This window comes from Pseudomonas sp. fls2-241-TYG-175, assembly GCF_030209155.1.
In the GTDB taxonomy this organism is placed as follows: domain Bacteria; phylum Pseudomonadota; class Gammaproteobacteria; order Pseudomonadales; family Pseudomonadaceae; genus Aquipseudomonas; species Aquipseudomonas viridiflava.
Map to the genome: position 1 here is coordinate 87,582 of NZ_JARVSO010000013.1, position 20,966 is coordinate 108,547.

Sequence of the window (20,966 nt, forward strand, 5' to 3'; positions counted from 1 at the left end):
CATTCAAAACAGAAAAGGCGACCCACCTGACAGCGGTCGCCTTTTTTTGCTGACTTCTTTTGCTTTTGATGGAAATCGAGATGACCGACCAGACTACCCGCCTGCCGATCCGCCGCGCTTTGATCAGCGTATCCGACAAGACCGGAATCCTCGAATTCGCCCGCGAGCTTGAAGCGCTGGGCGTCGAGATCCTGTCCACTGGCGGCACGTTCAAGCTGCTCAAGGACAATGGCGTTGCGGCAGTGGAAGTGGCCGACTACACAGGCTTCGCCGAAATGATGGATGGCCGGGTCAAGACCCTGCACCCCAAGATCCACGGCGGCATTCTGGGTCGTCGCGGCATCGACGATGCAATCATGAACGAGCACGGTATCAATCCGATCGACCTGGTTGCCGTCAATCTCTATCCGTTCGAAGCCACCGTCTCCAAGCCGGGCTGCGACCTGCCGACCGCGATTGAAAACATCGACATCGGTGGCCCGACCATGGTCCGTTCCGCCGCCAAGAACCACAAGGACGTCGCCATCGTCGTCAACGCGAGCGACTACGGCCAGGTGCTGGAAAGCCTCAAGGCTGGCGGCCTGACCTATGCCCAGCGTTTCGACCTGATGCTCAAGGCGTTCGAACACACCGCCGCCTACGACGGCATGATTGCCAACTACCTGGGCAGTGTCGATCAGACGGCACAGACCCTGAGCACCGAAGGCCGCAGCCAGTTCCCCCGCACCTTCAACACCCAGTTCGTCAAGGCACAGGAAATGCGCTACGGCGAGAACCCGCACCAGAGCGCGGCGTTCTACGTTGAAGCCAAACCTGCCGAAGTCGGCATCGCGACCGCCACCCAGCTGCAAGGCAAGGAGCTGTCGTTCAACAACGTGGCCGACACCGATGCCGCGCTGGAATGCGTGAAGAGCTTCGTCAAACCTGCCTGTGTGATCGTCAAGCACGCCAACCCGTGCGGCGTCTCGGTCTGCCCGGACGAGGAAGGCGGTATCCGCCAGGCCTACGAGCTGGCCTACGCGACAGACACCGAGTCGGCCTTTGGCGGCATCATTGCGTTCAACCGTGAGCTGGATGCCGAGACGGCCAAAGCCATCGTCGAGCGTCAGTTCGTCGAAGTGATCATTGCCCCGAGCGTCAGCGCCGAAGCGCAGGCCATCGTGGCCAGCAAAGCCAATGTGCGCCTGCTGACCTGCGGCCAGTGGAGCGAGCGCACCCCTGCGTGGGACTACAAGCGCGTCAACGGCGGTCTGCTGGTGCAGAGCCGTGACATCGGCATGATCACGGCCGACGACCTCAAGGTCGTTACCAAGCGCGCCCCGACCGAGCAGGAAATCCACGACCTGATCTTCGCCTGGAAAGTCGCCAAGTACGTGAAGTCCAACGCCATTGTCTACGCCAAGAACCGCCAGACCATCGGCGTCGGCGCAGGCCAGATGAGCCGCGTGAACTCGGCACGCATCGCCGCCATCAAGGCCGAGCACGCCGGTTTGCAGGTTCAGGGCGCAGTCATGGCTTCCGACGCATTCTTCCCGTTCCGTGACGGCATCGACAACGCGGCCAAGGTCGGCATCACCGCTGTCATCCAGCCGGGCGGTTCGATGCGTGACAATGAAGTCATCGCCGCGGCAGACGAAGCCGGTATTGCGATGGTTTTCACCGGTATGCGCCACTTCCGCCACTAACTCAGGAAACGGCCGCACTGCCGCAGGCGTCTGCTGCGTTGGATGGGGCTCCGCTGATGCTCATTGCCAGGAGGCAACTCCGCTCAGCGAAGCCCCATCCGCCTTGCATACACCTACGTCATTGCGACCTCGTACCGCGGGGTCATCTGACGATGAACTGCCGCGTTACCTCCCAGAATCAGCGTCATCGAGGTTTTTGACATGAATGTTTTGATTATCGGCAGTGGCGGTCGTGAACACGCCCTGGCATGGAAAGTCGCGCAGGATCCACGTGTAGAGAAAGTATTCGTTGCGCCGGGCAACGCAGGCACGGCCATCGAAGCCAAGTGCGAAAACGTTGCAATCGACGTGCTGGCGCTGGAGCAACTGGCTGACTTCGCCGAGAAGAACGTCTCGCTGACCATCGTCGGCCCGGAAGTGCCGCTGGTCGCTGGCGTCGTGGACCTGTTCCGCAGCCGCGGCCTGGATTGCTTCGGCCCGACTGCCGGTGCAGCCCAGCTTGAAGGTTCCAAGGCGTTCACCAAGGACTTCCTGGCACGCCACAAGATCCCGACCGCCGATTACCAGAACTTCACCGAAATCGAGCCTGCGCTGGCCTACCTGCGCGAAAAAGGCGCACCGATCGTCATCAAGGCCGACGGCCTGGCGGCCGGCAAGGGCGTCATCGTTGCAATGACCCTGACCGAAGCCGAAGACGCCGTACGCGACATGCTGGCAGGCAATGCCTTTGGTGACGCAGGCTCGCGCGTCGTGATCGAAGAATTCCTCGATGGCGAAGAAGCCAGCTTCATCGTCATGGTCGACGGCAAGAACGTTCTGCCCATGGCCACCAGTCAGGATCACAAGCGTGTCGGCGATGGCGACAGCGGCCCGAACACCGGCGGCATGGGTGCCTACTCCCCTGCCCCGGTGGTGACCGCCGAGGTTCATCAGCGGGTCATGGACCTGGTCATCTGGCCGACCGTCCGGGGCATGGCAGAGGAAGGCAACGTTTACACGGGCTTCCTCTATGCTGGCCTGATGATCGACAAGGCTGGCAACCCCAAGGTGATCGAATTCAACTGCCGTTTCGGCGATCCGGAAACGCAGCCGGTCATGCTGCGACTGCAATCGAGTCTGGTCCTGCTGGTCGAGGCCGCCCTGGCACAGGCGCTGGACAAGATCGAAGCGCAATGGGATCCACGCCCGAGCCTGGGGATCGTTCTGGCAGCAGGCGGCTACCCTGCCGACTACGCCAAGGGCGATTTCATCAACGGGCTGGATGAAGCCGCTAAACTCAATGGCAAGGTTTTCCACGCGGGCACCGCTCTGCAGGATGGCCGTGTCGTGACCAGCGGTGGTCGTGTACTGTGTGCGACAGCCCTGGGCGACAGCGTGGGCACCGCTCAGCAGAACGCCTACGCGCTGGCGGCAAAGATTGATTGGGAAGGTTGTTTCTATCGCAAGGACATTGGCTACCGGGCCATTGCCCGTGAGCGTGGTGAGAGCCAGGAATAAAAGACCAGGCCAGCCCTTTTCGGAGGCTGGCCGGTGTTCCCGGCGCTGCGCAGTTTTACCAGGTATTCACTCACGAAGGGATTTCATTGTGCGCTGGCTCAGGATTGCCATAGCCTCAACCGTCGGGTTGATGACCTTGCTCTTCATGCTCTCGGCTCAAGCCGAACATGGATCGGGCTGGTCAACGTTGCTCGACGAAAAGGCAAGCCTGGACCTGGAGGAAATCCGTTCGGCGCGCTATCAGAATCAGTTCAGCCCTGTCGAACTCGAACGCGTCACTGCAGCGGGCAGACACAGTGCTGTCTGGCTGCACTATCGACAGCATCCGACACAGCACGAGCAACTGCTGCGTATTTTCGCACCCGACCTTGCCACCGCCGACATGTACGTCATGGACGGAGATCGTCTGGTCGATTACATGCGCACAGGCAATGAAGTACCCAGGCAGGATCAGCGACTGCCATCCAACGACTTTCTGCTGACCGTACCGCAGAGCAGCGTCCCGCTGGACATCTACCTCAGGCTGGTTTCAACCCAGCAAATGCGCCCCAGCATCACGCTGGAGCCCGCCATCGAAAGCGCGGCCGACGAAACCGAGCCGTTTCTGTTCGGCCTGCTGTTCGGTGCACTGGCCATGCTCATTGTTCAGAACCTGACCCGCTACGGACACTCACGTTCGCGCAGCAACCTGTGGCTGGCGGCCTGTGAGGCCTTGCTGGCACTGAGCGCCCTGCTGCTGCTCAACCTGCTCAGCCCACTCGAGTCCTGGAACATCGCACAGACTCCCGGCGCCCATCTCGCCTTGCTGATGGCCGCCATTGCCGGACTGATCTACACCTACTGCTTCTTTGTGCATCGCAACGTGAAAGTGCTGGATCGTCTGCTGCTGGGCAATGCCGTGCTCATGGGCATCGGTGCGCTGCTTGTGATGCTCGACGATGACCTGCCCATCAACATCCTGACGTTCGTACTGGTTTCCATGACCACACTGAGCATCCTCGCGGTCTCGGTGTGGCACTGGCAGAAAGGCTACCGCTCGGCGCGTCTGTTCGTGCTGGGCATGATCACCTTCAACATCGGCTACATGATCGTGCTGCCCGGCCTGCTGTGGCTGAGTCTGGTGCCGCCACAGTGGCTGATCCTCGCCCTGCTGTGCGTGTTCTGCATCAGCGGGCTGTTGATGAGCATCGCCCTCAGCGAGCGCCAGCGCAGCATCACCGAGGACCGATTCAGCATCAGCCGCGATCAGGCCGCCAGCACGGCCGAAATCAACGCCAAGGCCGAATTCCTGGCCAAGATCAGTCATGAAATCCGCACCCCGATGAATGGCGTGCTGGGCATGACCGAACTGCTGCTGGGCACACCGCTGTCGGTCAAGCAACGCGATTACGTGCAGACCATTCACAGCGCAGGCAACGAACTGCTCACGCTGATCAACGAAATTCTCGACATCACCAAGCTTGAATCGGGGCAGATCGAGCTGGACGACGTGCAGTTCGACATCAGCGCACTGGTCGAGGACTGTCTGAACATCTTCCGCGCCAAGGCCGAGCAACAGCAGGTCGAACTCATCAGCCTGATTCAGCCGCAGGTGCCTCGCGTGATCGGCGGTGACCCGACCCGACTGCGCCAGACACTGTTGAGCCTGCTGGAAAACGCACTGAAGAAAACCGAAGAAGGCGAAATCCTGCTGGCCGTTGCGCTGGACAGCGCAAAGTCCGGCACGCCGCGTCTGCGCATCTCCGTGCAGGACACCGGTGAGTCGCTGTCGGATGAAGAGCGTGACGCGTTGTTGCATGCGGAACTGCACAGCAAGAATTTCCTGGCCAGCAGCAAGCTGGGTGGCCACCTCGGGCTGGTGATCGCACGGCAACTGATCGTGCTGATGGATGGCGAATTCGGCATTCAGAACAGCGGCACGCCGGGCAATACCCTGTGGCTGACGCTGCCGCTGGACGCCAAGCTGCTGGAACAGCCCACCATCGATCTGGACAGTCCGCTGAAGGATGCCCGCGTGCTGGTGGTCGACGACAATGACACCTGCCGCAAGGTGCTGGTGCAGCAATGCAGCGCCTGGGGCCTGAACGTGAGTGCCGTGGCCTCCGGCAAGGAAGCGCTGGCCCTGCTGCGCACCAAGGCGCACTTGCGGGACTATTTCGACGTGGTGCTGCTGGATCAGAACATGCCGGGCATGACGGGTATGCAACTGTCGGCCAAGATCAAGGAAGACCCGAGCCTCAACCACGACATTCTGCTGATTATGCTGACAGGCATCAGCAATGCGCCAAGCAAGATCATCGCCCGTAACGCGGGCATCAAACGCATTCTGGCCAAGCCCGTGGCAGGCTACACGCTCAAGACCACGCTGGCTGATGAACTGACCCAGTTGAACAAGGGCGTCACACCGATCAATCCGGCGCCGGTGCTGAACATGCCGGTTCGTGTGCCAAGCGATTTCCGCATTCTGGTGGCTGAAGACAACAACATCTCGACCAAGGTGATCCGCGGCATGCTGGGCAAGCTCAACCTGCATCCCGATACCGCCAGCAATGGCGAGGAAGCCCTCCGCGCCATGAAAGCGCAGCGCTACGATCTGGTGCTGATGGACTGCGAAATGCCGATCCTCGACGGGTTCTCGGCCACCGAGCAGTTACGCGCCTGGGAAGTCGGCAATCAGCGCGTACGCACGCCGGTCGTGGCCCTGACCGCGCACATCCTTACCGAACACAAGGATCGTGCACGTCAGGCTGGCATGGACGGCCACATGGCCAAGCCTATCGAACTGTCTCAGTTGCGTGAACTGGTCGAGCACTGGGTGGCGCAACGCGACAAGGTTCGCGGCCTGACATCGGCTGGCGAACTCTACCAGCAGAACTGACAACGTCAGGTCAGGCAGCGCGCTGCCTGATAGACTGCTCTCGCCCGCCCCCTGCTGCCAAGAGCCCATGCCATGCTCCATGTGTTGTCCAGCGTTTACCTGAAGATGCTGGTGCTTTACAGCCCGTTCTTCGTCCTGTCCTGCTTTATCAGCCTGACCCGTGGCCATTCGCGCAAGGAACAGAAGCGCCTGGCCTGGAAAGTCGCGCTGGCAACGCTGGTTTCAAGCGTCCTGCTGTACCTGTTCGGGCGGGTGATTTTCGATGTGTTCGGCATCACGGTCGATGCATTCCGGATCGGCGCCGGCAGCGTCCTGTTCATCTCGGCGCTGGGCATGGCTCAGGGCAAGTCCGCAATCCAGACCGACAACATCCAGCAAGACGTGACCATCGTCCCCCTGACCATCCCGATCACCGTCGGCCCCGGTACAATCGGCGCCCTGCTGGTCATGGGCGTGAGCCAGCCACATTGGGATGACAAGCTCACCGCCATTCTGAGCATTGCGCTGGCCAGTCTCACAGTCGGTGTGGTGCTTTACCTCTCCAACCGTATCGAGCGGATCCTCGGCGATCAGGGCCTGCAGATCGTCAGTCGGCTGATGGGGCTTTTCGTCTGTGCGCTGGCCGCGCAGATTATCTTTACCGGTGTCCGGGGTTATCTGATTACCTGACTGACTCAGGCCAGGTTCTCGAAGTAGATACGTGTGTAGCGATCCAGATTATCGACGACCTTTTCACGAAAGGGCTCGTAACTGTCCGCAGAGTAACGATAGGCGCCACCGTCGATACGAATGTTCAGGGTAGACGTGGGCCGGGTAAACCATGAACCGCCTGTTGATTCTGTCTGCATATGAATGCCACATACAAGCACATCGACAGCGCCAGCCGTTGACTGTCGGCAAGGTACAATCTGCAAGCTTTCGCCTCGACTGGTACTGAACCAATCCTCGAAAAAAGCCTTCATCTGATGGCTGCTCAGGAGTTTTCCCAGCGCTTCGCTGGCCAGACTCGCCAGCTCCGCATGGCCGGATCCGCGAATGACGTCTCGCGTCGCAACAAGCAAATCACGAGGCTTGTTAATTAGAAATGTTTCTTTATTCAATGCGCCACTCAGGCTGAAGCCGTTCTGATATAGGCCTGCCTGATACCGGTTTATCCATTTGGACCAGTCTTGCTGACGATCAAATTTACGGCCTGCTCTGATTTCCGAGTAATTCAGGCAATCAAGGATATCATTCGTCTCTTGCTCCGATGCGTCAGCAAAAAAGGACACCAGACTATGTCCAGTCATCAGGAGCGGAGCCTGCGCGTTACTCATCTCCTTCATCCAATGCAGGCGTACAAAGTAGAGGCAGTATCAAACCGTCTTTTTTGCCGACCAGAAAACTCTGGACCTTTTTACGCACACTCTGATATCCACTGACGTCCCAGTTGTGCGTGGAAAACCGCAGATCAATCTCGCCCACAATTTTGTCAGGAGAAAATACCTGCCGGTACACATCAGGCTCTGCTTCAGCTGTCGTCGTGAATGTCATGAATAATGACGTCAGTGTGGCCACTCCATCCAGAGCACTGAGCTGCAGGGTAAAGGTCGAATGCCCGGGCTTTTCGACGCGCACCTTCACGGTAAACCGCTGGAACAGGGTTGAGCAATGATCAGTAGGCGCCAGAATGGCTATACAACGCAGTAACTCCTTGAAGTGCCCCTGTGTCTCTGGATGGCTTGAGGTGCCCTGCTTGATCAGCCATTCAAAAGAAATAGCTGCATCGTCCGCAGGCTCGAATGCACGCCGCTGATAGTATGAGGAGGCCCACTTCAACTCCTGCATCGCTTTCTCATGCAGGGAATACCAAGTGAAGGGCGCATCAAATTTTTGGGTCTTGAGATCAGCGTACAGTTGACAAAACAGCAGGGCGTCGCTGGTGTCGCTCAGACTCTTTAAAGACAGCGCACTGTTCACTGACAGCAACTGACCGGCCAGCACAAACCTTTCATATTTAATATTCATCGCGTGCATCCTTGCACTCACTTAAATGAATGGAGGTTGCTGCAAAGCAACCTCCAGCCCAACCGTTAGTTCAGTCCGTCGAAGAAATCATCCGCATCCCGGTCCAGATACTTGAGGATTTTTGGTTTGTAACGCTCATGCGAAGCCTTGTCGAAGTTCAGGCCTTTTACCAGACGCCTGATTTTAAGACGTGAAACCGACCATTTCCAAAACAGTGCGCCTCCCGAATCACTCATGTAGTCGCAATGCATGGACAGCAGATAGGTCACCGGAATGCCGCTGGCAGACTCCAGGCAAGGCATGATGCGGAACGTCGAGGTGTTGCCCTTTTTACTATTGTGCTCGAACAGCTTCATGAGCGGTTCGTTCTTCTGCAGTTTATCCAGAGTCAGACTCAGCAACTGAATGAGCGTTGCCTTGTTGGGGCCTGCAATTGCGCCGATCAGCTCAAGCACCACTGAATCCATGGTCAGCGACTGATCGTGGGTAGTGTACTCACCGTACTCATGCCCACCGAGCGTGAGCCATCCGCCGTAACGCATGGCAGTGGAGTATTCCTCTAACCACTTGATGGGATCACTGCTGATATCCGACTTGCTGTGCGCAACTGTTTCGGCGAAGGCGACGGACAACATGACAGCCTCGCGATTCTCTGCACTGACGCCGTCAGCAAACGCGATGATCGCAGGCGATTCTTTATTTATCTGCCCAACAGGATCATTAACATCGCTCATACCAACGCTGCTCGACAGGGCCATTGCCTGAGGCACAATCACATGATCAGCCTGCGTCAGCGCCGGCAACGCCTCAAAGTAAGTATCTGCTTCTTTATCCGTCGGGAACGATGGGGTTTCTTCGTAAATCATTTTGCATTCCTTGCATTAATGAGTTTCAGACGGGCCGTTTTTGGCCTCTCATTAAAACTATCGACGAAACCGAAACCCCACAACCTTGGCACTTGGCCTGCCTCGCACTCAAACCAGGACCCAGCCCATTGAGCCACTGAATGACCGAAACAGCATGGACACGGGACACTTATAAGTTTCCTTCGCTGCCATTTATATATGCCTTCGAAGCACAGTAACGCTACTGCGGATACGGAAAGAAAAAACAACAAGCCTCGTTGATAAAGCCCACTTCTTTTAGGGAATGCTCCTCAAACCACGCAAGTATTCTCCTACAAATCCTCACCAACAAAAGAAGCCTCGGCTTTTCAATGGTTGATGAGGTTTGTACATGAGACGTATTGAGCAGTGGAGGCTAAGGCTTTTTTCCATACCAGCGCGGTGTATAGACCCACTGACTTCCGTCGGGACGCGCGAAGACGCAGGTCAGAGACGAGCCCACCAGAACCATAGTGCGCATGTCCACCTGCTCGGGCGTCAACTCGCCCAGCGTAATGATGCGCAGGGTCTGACCCGGACGGCCAATGTCTCGGCCCAGCGTGACCGGCGTCTCGGGTGTGCGGTGCTGACGCACGATCTCCAGTGCCCGGCCCAGTTGCCAGGGCCGCGAGCGGGAAATCGGGTTGTAGAACGCCAGCGCAAGGTCCGCCTGAGAGGCCAGGTCCAGACGCTTTTCGATGACGTCCCACGGCTTGAGGTTGTCCGACAGCGAGAGTACGCAGAAGTCATGCCCCAATGGCGCACCGGCCTGGGCTGCGGTGGCCAGCGAGGCCGAGACGCCGGGCAGGATTTCCAGCTCGACAGCATGCCACTGCGGATTGTCTGACTCGTGCAGCGCTTCAAGCACGGCCGAGGCCATGGCGAACACACCGGGATCGCCCGACGACACCACCACCACCGAGCGACCTTGTGCCGCCAGCTCGAACGCATGGCGTGCCCGCATCATCTCCTCGCGATTATCGGTGCAGTGCAACACCTGATCCGCACGAAACGGTCCGGCCATGCGCACGTAGGTTTCGTAACCCAGTACGTCATTGGCCCGCGCCAGTTCGGCCTTGACTGCGGGCACCATCAGATCAGCAGCGCCCGGCCCCAGGCCGATCACAGCAAGACGCCCACGGCCACGACCGATGCGGCTGACGTCCAGCGGCTGAGCCGCGACCGAGATAGCCAGGCCCGAAGTGCTCACAGGTGGCAGTAATTGCGGGACCGCACTCATCGCCATCTCACTGGGCGAGCCCGCAGCGGCAAAACGCACCGGCACGTCCAGCTCTGCGGCAGCCTGATGCAGCAGCGCATTGGCCATGTGGTGCTCACCCGCCAGCAGGCAGGCCAGAGACTGTTCGGCAATGCGGGCATCACGCAGGGCCTGACGAACCCGAGACGCCAGTTCAGGCGAGCAATCGTCCACCGCCACCAGCACGTTGCGCGGATAGATCAGCAGTTCGTTGGCCGACAGTTCACGCAGACCGGAGCCAATGTGGATCGACAATTCTGCCTGCGGATCTTCAGGCAGTTGCGCCTGAGCCAGCCAAGGCGCGTCACCTTCGATACGCACCTGTTCGCCGGACAGCAGATCGGACACGAAGCGCTTGCCCAGTTCCAGGTCGCCCAACGCATAGCCACTCGGCGGATTGAGCAGGCAGGTGCCGAATCGCAGTTCGCCACTGGTGGTGATCGCCGGATTGACCGCGAGGCCTGCGGCAATCGTGCGGGCCATGACGTTGACGCCGCCCAGCCCGCCGAGCAGCGGCACCACCGCGCTACCGTCTTCGGCCACGGCCAGCACTGGCGGCTCGACGCCCTTCTCCAGCAACAGCGAGGCCAGTGTACGAATCACGATGCCCGCCGCGCACAGCGCAATGATCGGGGTGTTCTGCTGATACAGCTGACGCACGGTGGCGCCGAATTCGGTGTAGGTGCTATCAGCGCCCTGTACTCGTTCAGCCAGACCGTGAATCACTGCATCGGGATACAGACGCTGGATACGCCGTGCGGTCGCAAGGCTGCCGTTGCCGAGAATGACGATGGCCGGAATGTTGTGCGCCATCAGCCTTGCCACCTGTCGCCGGGAACAATGATCAACGAGAAATAGGGCGAGGACATCGGATCGACCTGATCCAGCGGCACGATCTTCTGATTGGCCATGGTGGCCCGCTCGACGTAAAGCGCACGTTCGTGCATGCCCAGTTCGGTCAGCACTTCTCGCACCTTATGGAAGTTGCGACCCAGCTTCATGATCACCGCCGCGTCGGCATCGGCGAGCTTGCGTTTCAGGTCTTCATGGGAGAGCACGCCAGACAGCACCGACAGGCTCTGATTGCGGTACACCAACGGCGCACCCAGCACCGAAGCGCCGCCCAGCATCGAGCAGACGCCCGGAATCACCTCAGCCTCGTAACGCTCGGCCAGACGGTCGTGCAGATACATGTAGGAGCCATAGAAGAACGGGTCGCCTTCGCAGATTACCGCCACGTCCCGGCCGGCATCCAGATGTGCAGCGACCTGTTGGCTCGACTCGTCATAGAAATCACTGATGACTTTTTCGTACGACAGCGGCGCGGGCAGCGCTTCGGTGGTGACCGGGTAGACCAGCGGCATCAGCGTCTGCACCTCCTGAAGGTGCGCCTCAATAATGCCGAACGCGTTGCCTTTCTTGCCCTTGGCCACGAAATACGCGACCACTGGCGACTCGCGCAGCAGGCGTAGGGCCTTCACGGTAATCAGTTCCGGGTCGCCGGGGCCGACACCCAGGCCAATCAATCGACCGCGTGCCTGCATCATTCGATCTCCGTGGCCAGTGCGTTGACGGCGGCCACGGCCATGGCGCTGCCGCCACGACGGCCCTGCATGATCACGAACGGCACGCCACGGCTGTCAGCGGCGAGCATGGCCTTGGACTCGGCGGCGCCAACGAAACCAACCGGGAAACCGAGGATCAGCGCAGGCTTCGGCGCACCCGCATCGAGCATTTCCAGCAGATAGAACAGCGCCGTCGGTGCGTTACCGATCACCACCACACTGCCTTCCAGGTACGGACGCCACAGTTCCAGCGCCACGGCGGAACGGGTGTTGCCCAATTCCAGCGCCATCTCGCGTACGCCTTCGTCGTGCAGCGTGCAGATGATTTCGTTATTGGCCGGCAAACGCGTGCGGGTGATGCCCTCGGACACCATGCGCGCATCACACAGGATCGGTGCGCCCGCCGCCAGCGCTTCACGCCCGGCCTTGCCTGCGCCCGGCGAGAAGCGCAGGTCTTCGATGACTTCGACCATTCCGCAGGCGTGGATCACGCGCACGGCGAGTTTTTCCAGGTCGGCAGGGATCGTGTCCAGGCGCGCTTCAGCGCGAATGATCGAGAAGGAGTTGCGATAAATCTCCTGACCATCGCGGATGTAATCAATCATGCAGTGCTGCTCCGTGAGTCGGCGTTCAACAACGCACCGACTGCTTCAATAGTGAGGTCACGCGCGCGCAGCACACCGAAACCGGCATGGGCTGCGTCGCGAAAATAAAGGTCATAGCGGCCGGGCGAGACGGCCAGCAGGGTCACGGGTGCCACATGCGCCGCCGCGCAGGAACGTCGGCAACCCGTGAGGTGCACCGCCTGGCTTTCATGCAAGCTGGCGGCCAGCAATCGGGCGTCAGCCTTGGTGTCGGCCAGTCCCTTGGCGCACCCGGCAGAGCCGGTGCAGGCAACAATGTGCGCCAGCGGCTCCTCGACCGAGCCGATCAGGCCGGCAGCCTGCAACGCATCGAGCACATCCGGCCCTCGTTCGACCGGAACGTTGGGCAGCATCAGGCTTTGCCAGGGCGTCAGACGCAAAGAGCCGTCGCCCTGCTCCGTGGCCAGTTGAGCGACAGCCGAGAGCATCCCGGCATCGAGACGTCCCAGCGGTACGGCAGCGCCCACCGCGACCAAGCCTGCATCGGCCTGTGGATAAATCCCGATATGGCGATCTGGCTGGATGGCAGGACGTTGCCAGTCCGTAATCCCGGGCTCGACGCACAAGGCGACGTTCAAACGCGCCGAAAGCCGACTGAGGATTTCGTCGGTCGATACCTCGGCCAGCAGATGGCGCATGCGGGTGTGCTCCGGGCGCGCCAGATCGAGAAACAGCTCCAGCAACGCCACGACCAGTGCCTGACCGTGGACCAGAGGCACTGCAGCCAGAGGCTTGTCACGAGCCGGACAGCCTGCCAGACCGAACGCCAGCATCACCTGGTCGCCATGCTTCAGCGCCGAAAGCCACAGGTCATGAGGATGCTCCAGCATCACCAGCGCTTCGCCAGCGTCCAGCGAAATCGCGAACTTGGGCGACAGCTCGTGGAAGCGCGGATGCGTTTCCAGCGCCGCGAGAATCTGCGCTGCCAGCGGCCGGGCATCGAACAGGCTCTGCGCATCCAGGCCGGCCACCGGGCTGAGCATCAGGTTGCGCACATCGTCGCTGTCGGGATTGTCCGGGCCGAGACCTGCGTCCATCAGGACACGGATCAGCCCATCGTGGTCATCGCCTACGCCACGAATCTGCAGGTTGGAGCGGTTGGTGGCTTCGATCACGCCCTGTGCATAAGTCCGCGCCGCGTGAGCCACAGCCCGCGCCTGCGCGGCCAGCAGCACCCCGCCGGGCAGTTTGATCCGGCAGATGCCACCGTCCAGCGCCGGGACGATACGCAGCAACCCCGGACAGGCCGAGGGGCGTAGCGTTGCGCTGGATGTGCGAGCGTACTTCTGCTCGTTCAAGGGATCACCTGGCAGGAACCGGCTGGAGCCGTACGTGGATTAGAGCACTTGTACCCCGTCGGGCGCGGTATTATGCCTGCTTTGTCCGCAGGCATGAAAAGGCGCTCTGTCGGAAGTTCGGATTGAGGGGTGTGCATGTCGCCTTGGCTGACAGTCGTGGGAATCGGAGAGGACGGTTACAAAGGCCTGGGCAGGAACGCCCGGCATGCTCTGCTGCACGCCGATCAGGTGTTCGGCGGGCCACGTCAGCTGGCCTTGCTGCCGCCCTGCATCCGCGCGGAACGTCGTACATGGCCGAGTCCTTTTTCGCTCAATCCCGTTCTGGAACAGCGCGGCGCCGAAGTCTGCGTGCTGGCCAGCGGTGATCCGATGCTGTTCGGCGTTGGCGCCAGCCTGAGTCGTGTCGTCGCCATCGATGAGATGCGCGTCCTGCCAGCCCCCTCTTCCTATTCACTGGCCGCAGCGCGGCTGGGCTGGCCGTTGCAGGAGGTCGTCACGCTGTCGGTGGTTGCCCGCCCGGTCGCCGCGCTCAACGCACACATTCATCACGGCGTGCGCCTGCTGGTATTGAGCAACGACGGCAGCAGCCCGGCGATCATTGCCGGTCTGTTGCGTGAGCGCGGTTTCGGCCCCAGTTACATGACCGTGCTGGAGCACCTGGGCGGCGACGCCGAACGACGTGTCGACGGACTGGCCGGCGAATGGGGCAACCCTGACATTGCGGCGTTGAATCTGGTCGCCATCGACTGCCGCGCCGATGCCAGCGCCACGCGCCTGACGACGCTGGCAGGCTTGCCGGACAGCGCGTTCGAGCATGACGGCCAGCTGACCAAGCGTGACGTCAGGGCAATCACACTGGCGCGTCTGGCCCCGGTGCCGGGCGAGTTGCTGTGGGATGTCGGCGCAGGTTGCGGTTCGATAGGCATCGAGTGGATGCGTGCCCACCCGACCTGTCGCACGCTGGCCATCGAGGCTGACGAAGGACGCCAGCAACTGATCGAGTTCAATCGCGATGCACTCGGCGTGCCCGGCCTGCAACTGGTGCGCGGCAAGGCGCCTCAGGCCCTGAGCGGTCTTGAACGGCCGGACGCAATCTTCATCGGCGGTGGCGTGACCCGTACCGGCGTGCTGGACGCCTGCTGGGAGCAGCTGCGTTCTGGCGGCAGGCTGGTCGCCAATGCGGTCACGCTGCAAAGCGAAACAGCACTGATGGCCTGGCGCGAGCGTTACGGCGGCGAACTGACCCGCATCCACGTCGCCCACGCCCAACCACTGGGCGAGTTCGATACCTGGCGTCAGGCCCTGCCGATCACCCTGCTGGATGTGGTCAAGCCCTGATGCGCGACGAGACCGCCGAACAACCCGCACCGCTGCGCAGCGGCCTGACCACGGGGAGCTGCGCGACTGCGACCAGCCTCGCTGCGGCCAGGTTGCTGCTCAGCGGACAGGTGAACGATGCGGTGGAGATCGTGCTGCCCAAGGGCAAGCAGGTGCAGATGCGCCTGGAGTTCTGCCGCTGCGTGGATGACTACGCCGAGGCGGGCACGCTGAAGGATGCAGGCGACGATCCTGATGTCACACACGGCGCGCTGGTATTCGCCCGTGTCAAACTCGAATCCGAGCCCGGCGTGCGCTTCATCGCGGGCGCAGGCGTGGGCACGGTGACCCGCCCCGGTCTGGTGCTGGGCGTTGGTGAGCCCGCCATCAATCCTGTGCCACGTCGCATGATGACCGAGCATCTGATGCATCTGGCCGAATCGCTGAGCTATGAAGGGGGATTCGAGGTCACGATCGGGGTCGAGGGTGGTGAAGCACTGGCGCTCAAGACCATGAACCCGCGCCTGGGGATTCTCGGCGGGTTGTCGATTCTGGGCACCAGCGGCATTGTCCGGCCGTTTTCCTGCGCGGCCTATATCGCCTCGATTCATCAAGGCATCGATGTGGCGTTCACCAACGGCTACGTGCACATCGCCGCCTGCACCGGCAACGCCAGCGAAGACACGATGCGCCGGGTCTACAACATTCCAGACATCGCCCTGATCGAAATGGGCGACTTCGTCGGCGCAGTACTCAAGCATCTGCGCAAGGTGCCTGTGACTCGACTCAGCCTGTGCGGCGGCTTCGGCAAGATCAGCAAACTCGCCGCCGGGCACATGGACCTGCACAGCCGTCATTCCAGCATCGACCTGCCACAGCTTGCACGTTGGGCGGCAGATGTCGGGGCCGATGCTGCCTTGCAACAGCAGATACGCGACGCCAACACGAGTCAGCAGGCCCTGGCGATGAGTGCTGCGGTCGGTGTGCCGCTGGGTGACGCCGTCTGCCAGCACGCCCTGAATTTCGCCCGAAACGTAGTGCCCGCCAGCGTGCAGGTCGAGGTGTTTGCCATTGACCGCCAGGGCGGGATCGTCGGGCAGGCGGGCGTTGCGTCACGTGGAGAAACCGTATGAAACGCATTCTGTTGTTGGGTGGCATTACCGAAGCCCTGGCCATCGCCCGAACGCTGGGGCCAGAGCATATTTACAGTCTGGCGGGCGTCGGACGGGTGCCGACCGATCTGAAGTGCCAACTGAAAGTCGGTGGTTATGGCGGCGCCGAAGGCATGGCGCAGTACATTCGCGAGCAGAACGTCGACCTTTTGCTGGACGCCACACACCCTTACGCAGCACAAATCAGCCACAACGCTGCGCTCGCGGCGAAGAGCGCGGGCATTCCCTGCTGGGCCTTGCGCCGCACCGCCTGGACAGCAGGCCCCGGCGATGACTGGCGGGAAGTGGCTGACTGGCCGGAACTGGTCGCGGCGCTGGCGCCGTTCGAACGCCCCTTCTTCACCCTGGGTCGCGAGCCGCTGCAGCATCTGGAAGAAATCCCCGAGCATCAGTTCTGGACCCTTCGCGCACTGGACAGCTACCCCGGTAACGAGCGCTGCGACGTCATCGGCGCGCGCGGCCCCTTCCATCTGGAGGACGAACGACAGCTGTTCGAGCAACGCCGGATCGATGTACTGATCAGCAAGAACAGCGGCAGCGGCTCCACCGAACCCAAGCTCGACATCGCGCGCGAACGCGGCTTGCCGGTACTGATCCTGAAGCGGCCCGAATTGCCGGCAGTGGATCGGGTGCTGTGGAGCGTGGACGAGGTGTTGCAAGCGCTTGGGTCATGACAGGGTTGCGCCAATACGGCCATAGCAGAGTTCTATTGGACACACGCCCTACCCTGTCCGATCATTCCCGGCACATTGCAACACCCTTCCCAAGGAGCACCCTGCCATGAGCAAGCCAAAGCGGCCGAACAAGGCCAAATCCATCATCGCCCAACCGTTGTTCCGCAGCCGACAGGAACAACCCGCCAAGGGCAAAGGCAGCTACCGCCGCGAAGCCTTCCAGTCTAAAAGCTGGGAGGCTTCTTCCGTTATAGCGGCCTGATATCAAGCAACATCTCCGGGGCGCTTTTGGATGCTTGGCCGTGTTATGGTCTGCACCTAACGGTAATACCCTTGGACTCAAGCATGCCTTCTTGTTTTACCCATCGCCCGCAGTTGCGCCAACTCATCGCCGCCTCCAGCCTTATCGCATTGGTAGCTTGCGCAGAAAAACCCACTGCAGCCGATGCCACGCCTCTCCAAGCCGCCAAAGCCCAGACCGCCGCTCCGGCCGTTGCGCCAACACCCGCACTGGTTGTCGATGACTCCCTGACCATTCAGCCCGCCGTCAGCTTCGCCGAATGGCAGGCAGGTTTTCGCGCTCAGGCTCTGAAGGCCGGGATCCGCGCCGACGTCTTCGATCAGGCCTTTACCGGGGTCACGCCGGACATGAGCGTCGTCAAGGCCGATCGCAGCCAGCCCGAGTTCAGCCGTCCGGTGTGGGAATACCTGGATGGTGCGATTTCTGCCGCTCGCGTGCGTAAAGGTCAGGCACTGCTCTCGCAATACGCTGATGATCTGCAGAAGATCGAACAGCAGTACGGCGTGGACCGTCAGGCGCTGGTCGCGGTGTGGGGCATGGAGAGCAACTTCGGGCAGTTCCAGGGTTCGCAGTCAGTCATCCGCTCACTGGCAACGCTGGCCTACGAAGGCCGCCGTCCGGGCTTTGCGCAGAGCCAATTGCTCGCCGCACTGGAAATCCTTCAGCATGGCGACATCACGCCAGACAGAATGCTGGGCTCTTGGGCTGGCGCGATGGGTCAGACCCAGTTCATTCCGACGACCTACAACACCCACGCCGTTGACTTCGATGGCGACGGCCGCCGCGACATCTGGAACACGCCAGCCGACGCCCTCGCCTCCACTGCGCATTACCTGCAAAGCTCCGGCTGGCAGCGCGGTCAGCCATGGGGCTTTGAGGTCGTTCTGAGTTCAGGTTTCGACTATGCACTGGCCGACTCGACGACTCGCAAAAGCCTGGCCGAATGGCAGCAACTGGGTCTGAAACAGCCTGACGGTTCAGCGATTCCGGTCGCGGCCAGTCAGCAACAGGCAGCGCTGCTGTTGCCAGCCGGTTATCGCGGTCCGGCGTTCCTGGTGCTGGATAACTTCCGCGCGATCCTCAAGTACAACAACTCGACGTCCTACGCGCTGGCGATCAGTCTGCTTTCTGATCGATTCAAGGGCGCAGGCTATGTCGTGGGCAGTTGGCCACGCGGAGACGTGCCGCTGAGCCGCTCTGAGCGCATCGAGCTGCAAACCCTGCTCTCTGCCCGTCAATACGACGCAGGCGCGCCAGACGGCATCATCGGCGCCAATACGCGCAAGGCCATCCGGAGCGCACAGCAATCATTCGGCTGGCCCGCCGATGGCTACCCAACGCATGAACTGCTGAACAACCTGCGCAAGCCGTGAGAATGTGACGCAGAGCGTGGGCACGATCACCTTCCCGACACTGATTGTTCCCATGCTCCGCGCTCATCGTTATACACAAGTCTGCCTCGACACTGATCGTGCCCATCGCTCCGCGTGGGCATGCATCCTGTGACGCTCCGCGTCACAAATGGCACAGACTGAAGACTCAGTGAGCCGAGCGCATGACGTGGATAACGCTGGAGCTTGGGCGCGCATCTGCGCCACATTCAAGAGCGGACGCGGAGCGTCCTGAGCGGCATTCCCACGCGGAGCGTGAGGAACGATCAGAGTGATCTCAGGCACGCCGATCATGCCCCTGCCAGCTCAATAATCCAGAGATAAAAAAAGGCCAGGTATCACTACCTGGCCTTTTTTGTCTTGCCGCGTATCGTCAGAGCATCGCTTTGGCGATCTTGGCTTGCTCATCGGCGTGGTACGAAGAACGTACCAGCGGGCCTGAAGCGACGTTCTTGAAGCCCATCTTGTAGCCTTCTTCGGCGAACCAGGCGAACACGTCCGGGTGAACGAAGCGTTGCACCGGCAGGTGGTTACGCGAAGGCTGCAGGTACTGACCCAGGGTCAGCATGTCGATGTCATGCTCGCGCATGCGCTGCATGACTTCGATGACTTCCTCGTCGGTCTCGCCCAGACCCAGCATCAGGCCGGACTTGGTCGGTACGTGCGGGACCATCTGCTTGAAGCGTTGCAGCAGGGTCAGCGACCACTGGTAATCCGAACCCGGACGCGCAGCCTTGTACAGGCGCGGCACGGTTTCCAGGTTGTGGTTGAACACATCCGGTGGCTCGGCAGCCGTGATTTCCAGCGCCACGTCCATACGACCGCGGTAGTCCGGCACCAGCGTTTCGAGCTGCACGCCCGGCGAAAGCTTGCGGATTTCGCGGATGCAGTCGGCAAAGTGCTGGGCACCGCCGTCACGCAGGTCATCACGGTCAACCGAGGTGATCACGACATACTTCAAACGCAAGTCGGCAATCGCGACAGCCAGGTTCATTGGCTCATCGGTGTCCAGCGCCTTGGGACGACCATGGCCGACGTCGCAGAACGGACAGCGACGGGTGCAGATGTCGCCCATGATCATGAAGGTCGCGGTGCCGCCGGAGAAGCACTCGCCCAGGTTCGGGCAGGACGCCTCTTCGCAGACGCTGTGCAGCTTGTGCTTGCGCAGCAGTTGCTTGATGCGGTCGACTTCCGGGGAAACCGGAATACGTACACGGATCCAGTCAGGCTTTTTCGGCAGATCGACCGTCGGAATGATCTTCACCGGAATGCGCGCAACCTTCTCCGCGCCGCGCAGCTTGACGCCGGCTTCGACTTTCGGACGGGCCACACGCTCGGATACGTCGAGCGCCGGGATCAGGGTTTGCACGGTGTCAGTCATATTCGTTTATTCCGCCCGTTAGGGTCGCCTGCTCAGCGTAGTCGAGGTGTCTGACGAGCTGCGCGCGCAGTCGGGCACTTACCTCGGAAAATTCTATCTGCTCTGCGTGATCGCTCAGCTGGGTCATTGCCAGCCCGGCGTAGCCACAGGGGTTGATCCGGCGGAACGGCTCAAGGTCCATGTCGACGTTCAGCGCCAGACCATGAAACGAGCAACCGTTGCGAATGCGCAAACCCAGCGATGCGATCTTTGCGCCATTCACGTATACGCCCGGTGCATCCGCCTTGGCGGCTGCCGTCACCCCGTAACTGTCCAGCAGGGCGATGAGCGTGTTTTCGATCCGGGTGACCAGATCGCGCACGCCGAAACCGAGACGCCTGACATCCAGCATCAGGTACGCCACCAGTTGACCGGGTCCATGATAAGTCACTTGGCCGCCACGATCGACCTGTACGACAGGAATATTGCCCGGCAACAGCAAATGCTCCGCCTTGCCGGACTGTCCCTGGGTAAAAACAGGAGGATGCTGCACCAGCCAGACTTCGTCCGCCGCGTCTTTGCCGCGGCCATCGGTGAAGCGCTGCATGGCGTGCCAGGCGGTTTCGTAATCGATAAGACCCAGATCACGAAAGCCCAGAGCGTCACCCATCAGAGCACCATGTGCACGACACCCGTAGCGCGCAGAGCACTATTGATATCGCGCAACTGGTCTTCGCCCGTGGCGACGATATGCAGTTGTACGGTGGTGTACTTGCCGTTGCTGCTCTGACGCTCGGCGAGCGTCTTGATGTCGATCTTGGCATGTCGGCTCAAGACCTCGATCACGGCATCGGTGAAGCCGACGCTGGTGTCGCCGATCACCTTGATCGGGTAGTCAGCGCAGGGGAATTCGATTTTGTGCGACTTGACGTCGGTATCGGTCATGGCAGTAAAGGTCTCACAAGCCGTGACGACGGACACGCGGCCCGCTCAGATCATGAGCAGGCCGCGAGAAGGTCGGCATTGATTACTAAT

General features: G+C 60.9%; 19 protein-coding genes. 9 read left to right on the plus strand and 10 right to left on the minus strand.

Annotation, left to right across the window (positions count from 1 at the left end):
• The first annotated feature begins 80 nt into the window (after nt 1-80).
• The 4 genes from purH (at nt 81) to tspR (ending at nt 6,729) form a co-directional block, all read left to right on the plus strand.
• Nucleotides 81-1,685, plus strand: coding sequence for a bifunctional phosphoribosylaminoimidazolecarboxamide formyltransferase/IMP cyclohydrolase (gene purH, locus QRN20_RS10825; RefSeq protein ID WP_122429223.1), 1,605 nt, complete (start codon nt 81-83; stop codon nt 1,683-1,685).
• Between the two features lie 201 nt (nt 1,686-1,886).
• Nucleotides 1,887-3,182, plus strand: a complete 1,296-nt coding sequence (gene purD / locus QRN20_RS10830; protein WP_029244011.1) for a phosphoribosylamine--glycine ligase — start codon at nt 1,887-1,889, stop codon at nt 3,180-3,182.
• 88 nt (nt 3,183-3,270) lie between these two features.
• Complete coding sequence (gene retS / locus QRN20_RS10835) at nt 3,271-6,060, plus strand: hybrid sensor histidine kinase/response regulator RetS (RefSeq protein WP_122418137.1); 2,790 nt, start codon at nt 3,271-3,273, stop codon at nt 6,058-6,060.
• Between the two features lie 72 nt (nt 6,061-6,132).
• A complete protein-coding gene (gene tspR, locus QRN20_RS10840; protein ID WP_029244013.1) occupies nt 6,133-6,729 on the plus strand; it encodes a type III secretion system genes modulator TspR in 597 nt (198 codons plus the stop codon).
• 5 nt (nt 6,730-6,734) lie between these two features.
• Here the strand turns inward: tspR and QRN20_RS10845 are convergent, their stop codons facing one another.
• The 7 genes from QRN20_RS10845 to cobG all read right to left on the minus strand — a co-directional run bounded on the left by QRN20_RS10845 (nt 6,735) and on the right by cobG (nt 13,716).
• Nucleotides 6,735-7,376: a hypothetical protein gene (locus tag QRN20_RS10845; RefSeq protein WP_029244014.1), complete on the minus strand. Its 642-nt coding sequence runs from the start codon at nt 7,374-7,376 to the stop codon at nt 6,735-6,737.
• A complete protein-coding gene (locus tag QRN20_RS10850; protein WP_029244015.1) occupies nt 7,369-8,067 on the minus strand; it encodes a hypothetical protein in 699 nt (232 codons plus the stop codon). Before QRN20_RS10850 ends, QRN20_RS10845 begins: the two co-directional genes overlap by 8 nt.
• A 65-nt stretch (nt 8,068-8,132) precedes the next feature.
• Nucleotides 8,133-8,933 (minus strand): hypothetical protein, encoded by an 801-nt coding sequence (locus tag QRN20_RS10855; protein ID WP_029244016.1) that lies wholly within the window; start codon nt 8,931-8,933, stop codon nt 8,133-8,135.
• Between the two features lie 394 nt (nt 8,934-9,327).
• On the minus strand, nt 9,328-11,022 hold the full coding sequence (cobJ, locus tag QRN20_RS10860; RefSeq protein ID WP_088234503.1) for a precorrin-3B C(17)-methyltransferase: 1,695 nt from the start codon (nt 11,020-11,022) through the stop codon (nt 9,328-9,330).
• Nucleotides 11,022-11,753: a precorrin-2 C(20)-methyltransferase gene (locus QRN20_RS10865; protein ID WP_004885798.1), complete on the minus strand. Its 732-nt coding sequence runs from the start codon at nt 11,751-11,753 to the stop codon at nt 11,022-11,024. The genes cobJ and QRN20_RS10865 overlap by 1 nt, the downstream gene beginning before the upstream one ends.
• Nucleotides 11,753-12,379, minus strand: a complete 627-nt coding sequence (locus QRN20_RS10870) for a precorrin-8X methylmutase (protein WP_122414898.1) — start codon at nt 12,377-12,379, stop codon at nt 11,753-11,755. The genes QRN20_RS10865 and QRN20_RS10870 overlap by 1 nt, the downstream gene beginning before the upstream one ends.
• Nucleotides 12,376-13,716: a precorrin-3B synthase gene (gene cobG, locus QRN20_RS10875; RefSeq protein WP_122605511.1), complete on the minus strand. Its 1,341-nt coding sequence runs from the start codon at nt 13,714-13,716 to the stop codon at nt 12,376-12,378. The genes QRN20_RS10870 and cobG overlap by 4 nt, the downstream gene beginning before the upstream one ends.
• A 135-nt stretch (nt 13,717-13,851) precedes the next feature.
• Between cobG and cbiE the strand changes: the two genes are divergently transcribed.
• The 5 genes from cbiE (at nt 13,852) to QRN20_RS10900 (ending at nt 18,553) form a co-directional block, all read left to right on the plus strand.
• Nucleotides 13,852-15,054: a precorrin-6y C5,15-methyltransferase (decarboxylating) subunit CbiE gene (cbiE, locus tag QRN20_RS10880; protein WP_122581937.1), complete on the plus strand. Its 1,203-nt coding sequence runs from the start codon at nt 13,852-13,854 to the stop codon at nt 15,052-15,054.
• Complete coding sequence (locus QRN20_RS10885) at nt 15,054-16,166, plus strand: cobalt-precorrin-5B (C(1))-methyltransferase (protein WP_122605509.1); 1,113 nt, start codon at nt 15,054-15,056, stop codon at nt 16,164-16,166. The genes cbiE and QRN20_RS10885 overlap by 1 nt, the downstream gene beginning before the upstream one ends.
• Nucleotides 16,163-16,879: a cobalt-precorrin-6A reductase gene (locus QRN20_RS10890; protein ID WP_122517479.1), complete on the plus strand. Its 717-nt coding sequence runs from the start codon at nt 16,163-16,165 to the stop codon at nt 16,877-16,879. Before QRN20_RS10885 ends, QRN20_RS10890 begins: the two co-directional genes overlap by 4 nt.
• 106 nt (nt 16,880-16,985) lie before the next feature.
• A complete protein-coding gene (gene arfA / locus QRN20_RS10895; RefSeq protein ID WP_004885826.1) occupies nt 16,986-17,141 on the plus strand; it encodes an alternative ribosome rescue factor ArfA in 156 nt (51 codons plus the stop codon).
• 83 nt (nt 17,142-17,224) lie between these two features.
• Nucleotides 17,225-18,553, plus strand: coding sequence for a lytic murein transglycosylase (locus QRN20_RS10900; RefSeq protein ID WP_285360359.1), 1,329 nt, complete (start codon nt 17,225-17,227; stop codon nt 18,551-18,553).
• Between the two features lie 391 nt (nt 18,554-18,944).
• Here QRN20_RS10900 and lipA read toward each other — a convergent pair whose 3' ends face one another.
• Genes lipA through QRN20_RS10915 form a run of 3 tightly spaced genes read right to left on the minus strand, consistent with a single transcriptional unit; the run spans nt 18,945 to nt 20,876 of the window.
• Nucleotides 18,945-19,952 (minus strand): lipoyl synthase, encoded by a 1,008-nt coding sequence (gene lipA / locus QRN20_RS10905; RefSeq protein ID WP_004885832.1) that lies wholly within the window; start codon nt 19,950-19,952, stop codon nt 18,945-18,947.
• A complete protein-coding gene (gene lipB / locus QRN20_RS10910; RefSeq protein ID WP_004885835.1) occupies nt 19,945-20,601 on the minus strand; it encodes a lipoyl(octanoyl) transferase LipB in 657 nt (218 codons plus the stop codon). The genes lipA and lipB overlap by 8 nt, the downstream gene beginning before the upstream one ends.
• A complete protein-coding gene (locus QRN20_RS10915; RefSeq protein ID WP_004885838.1) occupies nt 20,601-20,876 on the minus strand; it encodes a DUF493 domain-containing protein in 276 nt (91 codons plus the stop codon). The genes lipB and QRN20_RS10915 overlap by 1 nt, the downstream gene beginning before the upstream one ends.
• Nucleotides 20,877-20,966: the final 90 nt, after the last annotated feature.

Bases quoted from the DNA above. Each gene is read 5' to 3' on its own strand.
- purH (WP_122429223.1), top strand. From the start codon at position 81: ATGACCGACCAGACTACCCGCCTGCCGATCCGCCGCGCTTTGATCAGC.
- purD (WP_029244011.1), top strand. From the start codon at position 1,887: ATGAATGTTTTGATTATCGGCAGTGGCGGTCGTGAACACGCCCTGGCA.
- tspR (WP_029244013.1), top strand. From the start codon at position 6,133: ATGCTCCATGTGTTGTCCAGCGTTTACCTGAAGATGCTGGTGCTTTAC.
- QRN20_RS10845 (WP_029244014.1), bottom strand. From the start codon at position 7,376: ATGAGTAACGCGCAGGCTCCGCTCCTGATGACTGGACATAGTCTGGTG.
- QRN20_RS10850 (WP_029244015.1), bottom strand. From the start codon at position 8,067: ATGAATATTAAATATGAAAGGTTTGTGCTGGCCGGTCAGTTGCTGTCA.
- QRN20_RS10855 (WP_029244016.1), bottom strand. From the start codon at position 8,933: ATGATTTACGAAGAAACCCCATCGTTCCCGACGGATAAAGAAGCAGAT.
- cobJ (WP_088234503.1), bottom strand. From the start codon at position 11,022: ATGGCGCACAACATTCCGGCCATCGTCATTCTCGGCAACGGCAGCCTT.
- QRN20_RS10865 (WP_004885798.1), bottom strand. From the start codon at position 11,753: ATGCAGGCACGCGGTCGATTGATTGGCCTGGGTGTCGGCCCCGGCGAC.
- QRN20_RS10870 (WP_122414898.1), bottom strand. From the start codon at position 12,379: ATGATTGATTACATCCGCGATGGTCAGGAGATTTATCGCAACTCCTTC.
- cbiE (WP_122581937.1), top strand. From the start codon at position 13,852: ATGTCGCCTTGGCTGACAGTCGTGGGAATCGGAGAGGACGGTTACAAA.
- QRN20_RS10885 (WP_122605509.1), top strand. From the start codon at position 15,054: ATGCGCGACGAGACCGCCGAACAACCCGCACCGCTGCGCAGCGGCCTG.
- QRN20_RS10890 (WP_122517479.1), top strand. From the start codon at position 16,163: ATGAAACGCATTCTGTTGTTGGGTGGCATTACCGAAGCCCTGGCCATC.
- arfA (WP_004885826.1), top strand. From the start codon at position 16,986: ATGAGCAAGCCAAAGCGGCCGAACAAGGCCAAATCCATCATCGCCCAA.
- QRN20_RS10900 (WP_285360359.1), top strand. From the start codon at position 17,225: ATGCCTTCTTGTTTTACCCATCGCCCGCAGTTGCGCCAACTCATCGCC.
- lipA (WP_004885832.1), bottom strand. From the start codon at position 19,952: ATGACTGACACCGTGCAAACCCTGATCCCGGCGCTCGACGTATCCGAG.
- lipB (WP_004885835.1), bottom strand. From the start codon at position 20,601: ATGGGTGACGCTCTGGGCTTTCGTGATCTGGGTCTTATCGATTACGAA.
- QRN20_RS10915 (WP_004885838.1), bottom strand. From the start codon at position 20,876: ATGACCGATACCGACGTCAAGTCGCACAAAATCGAATTCCCCTGCGCT.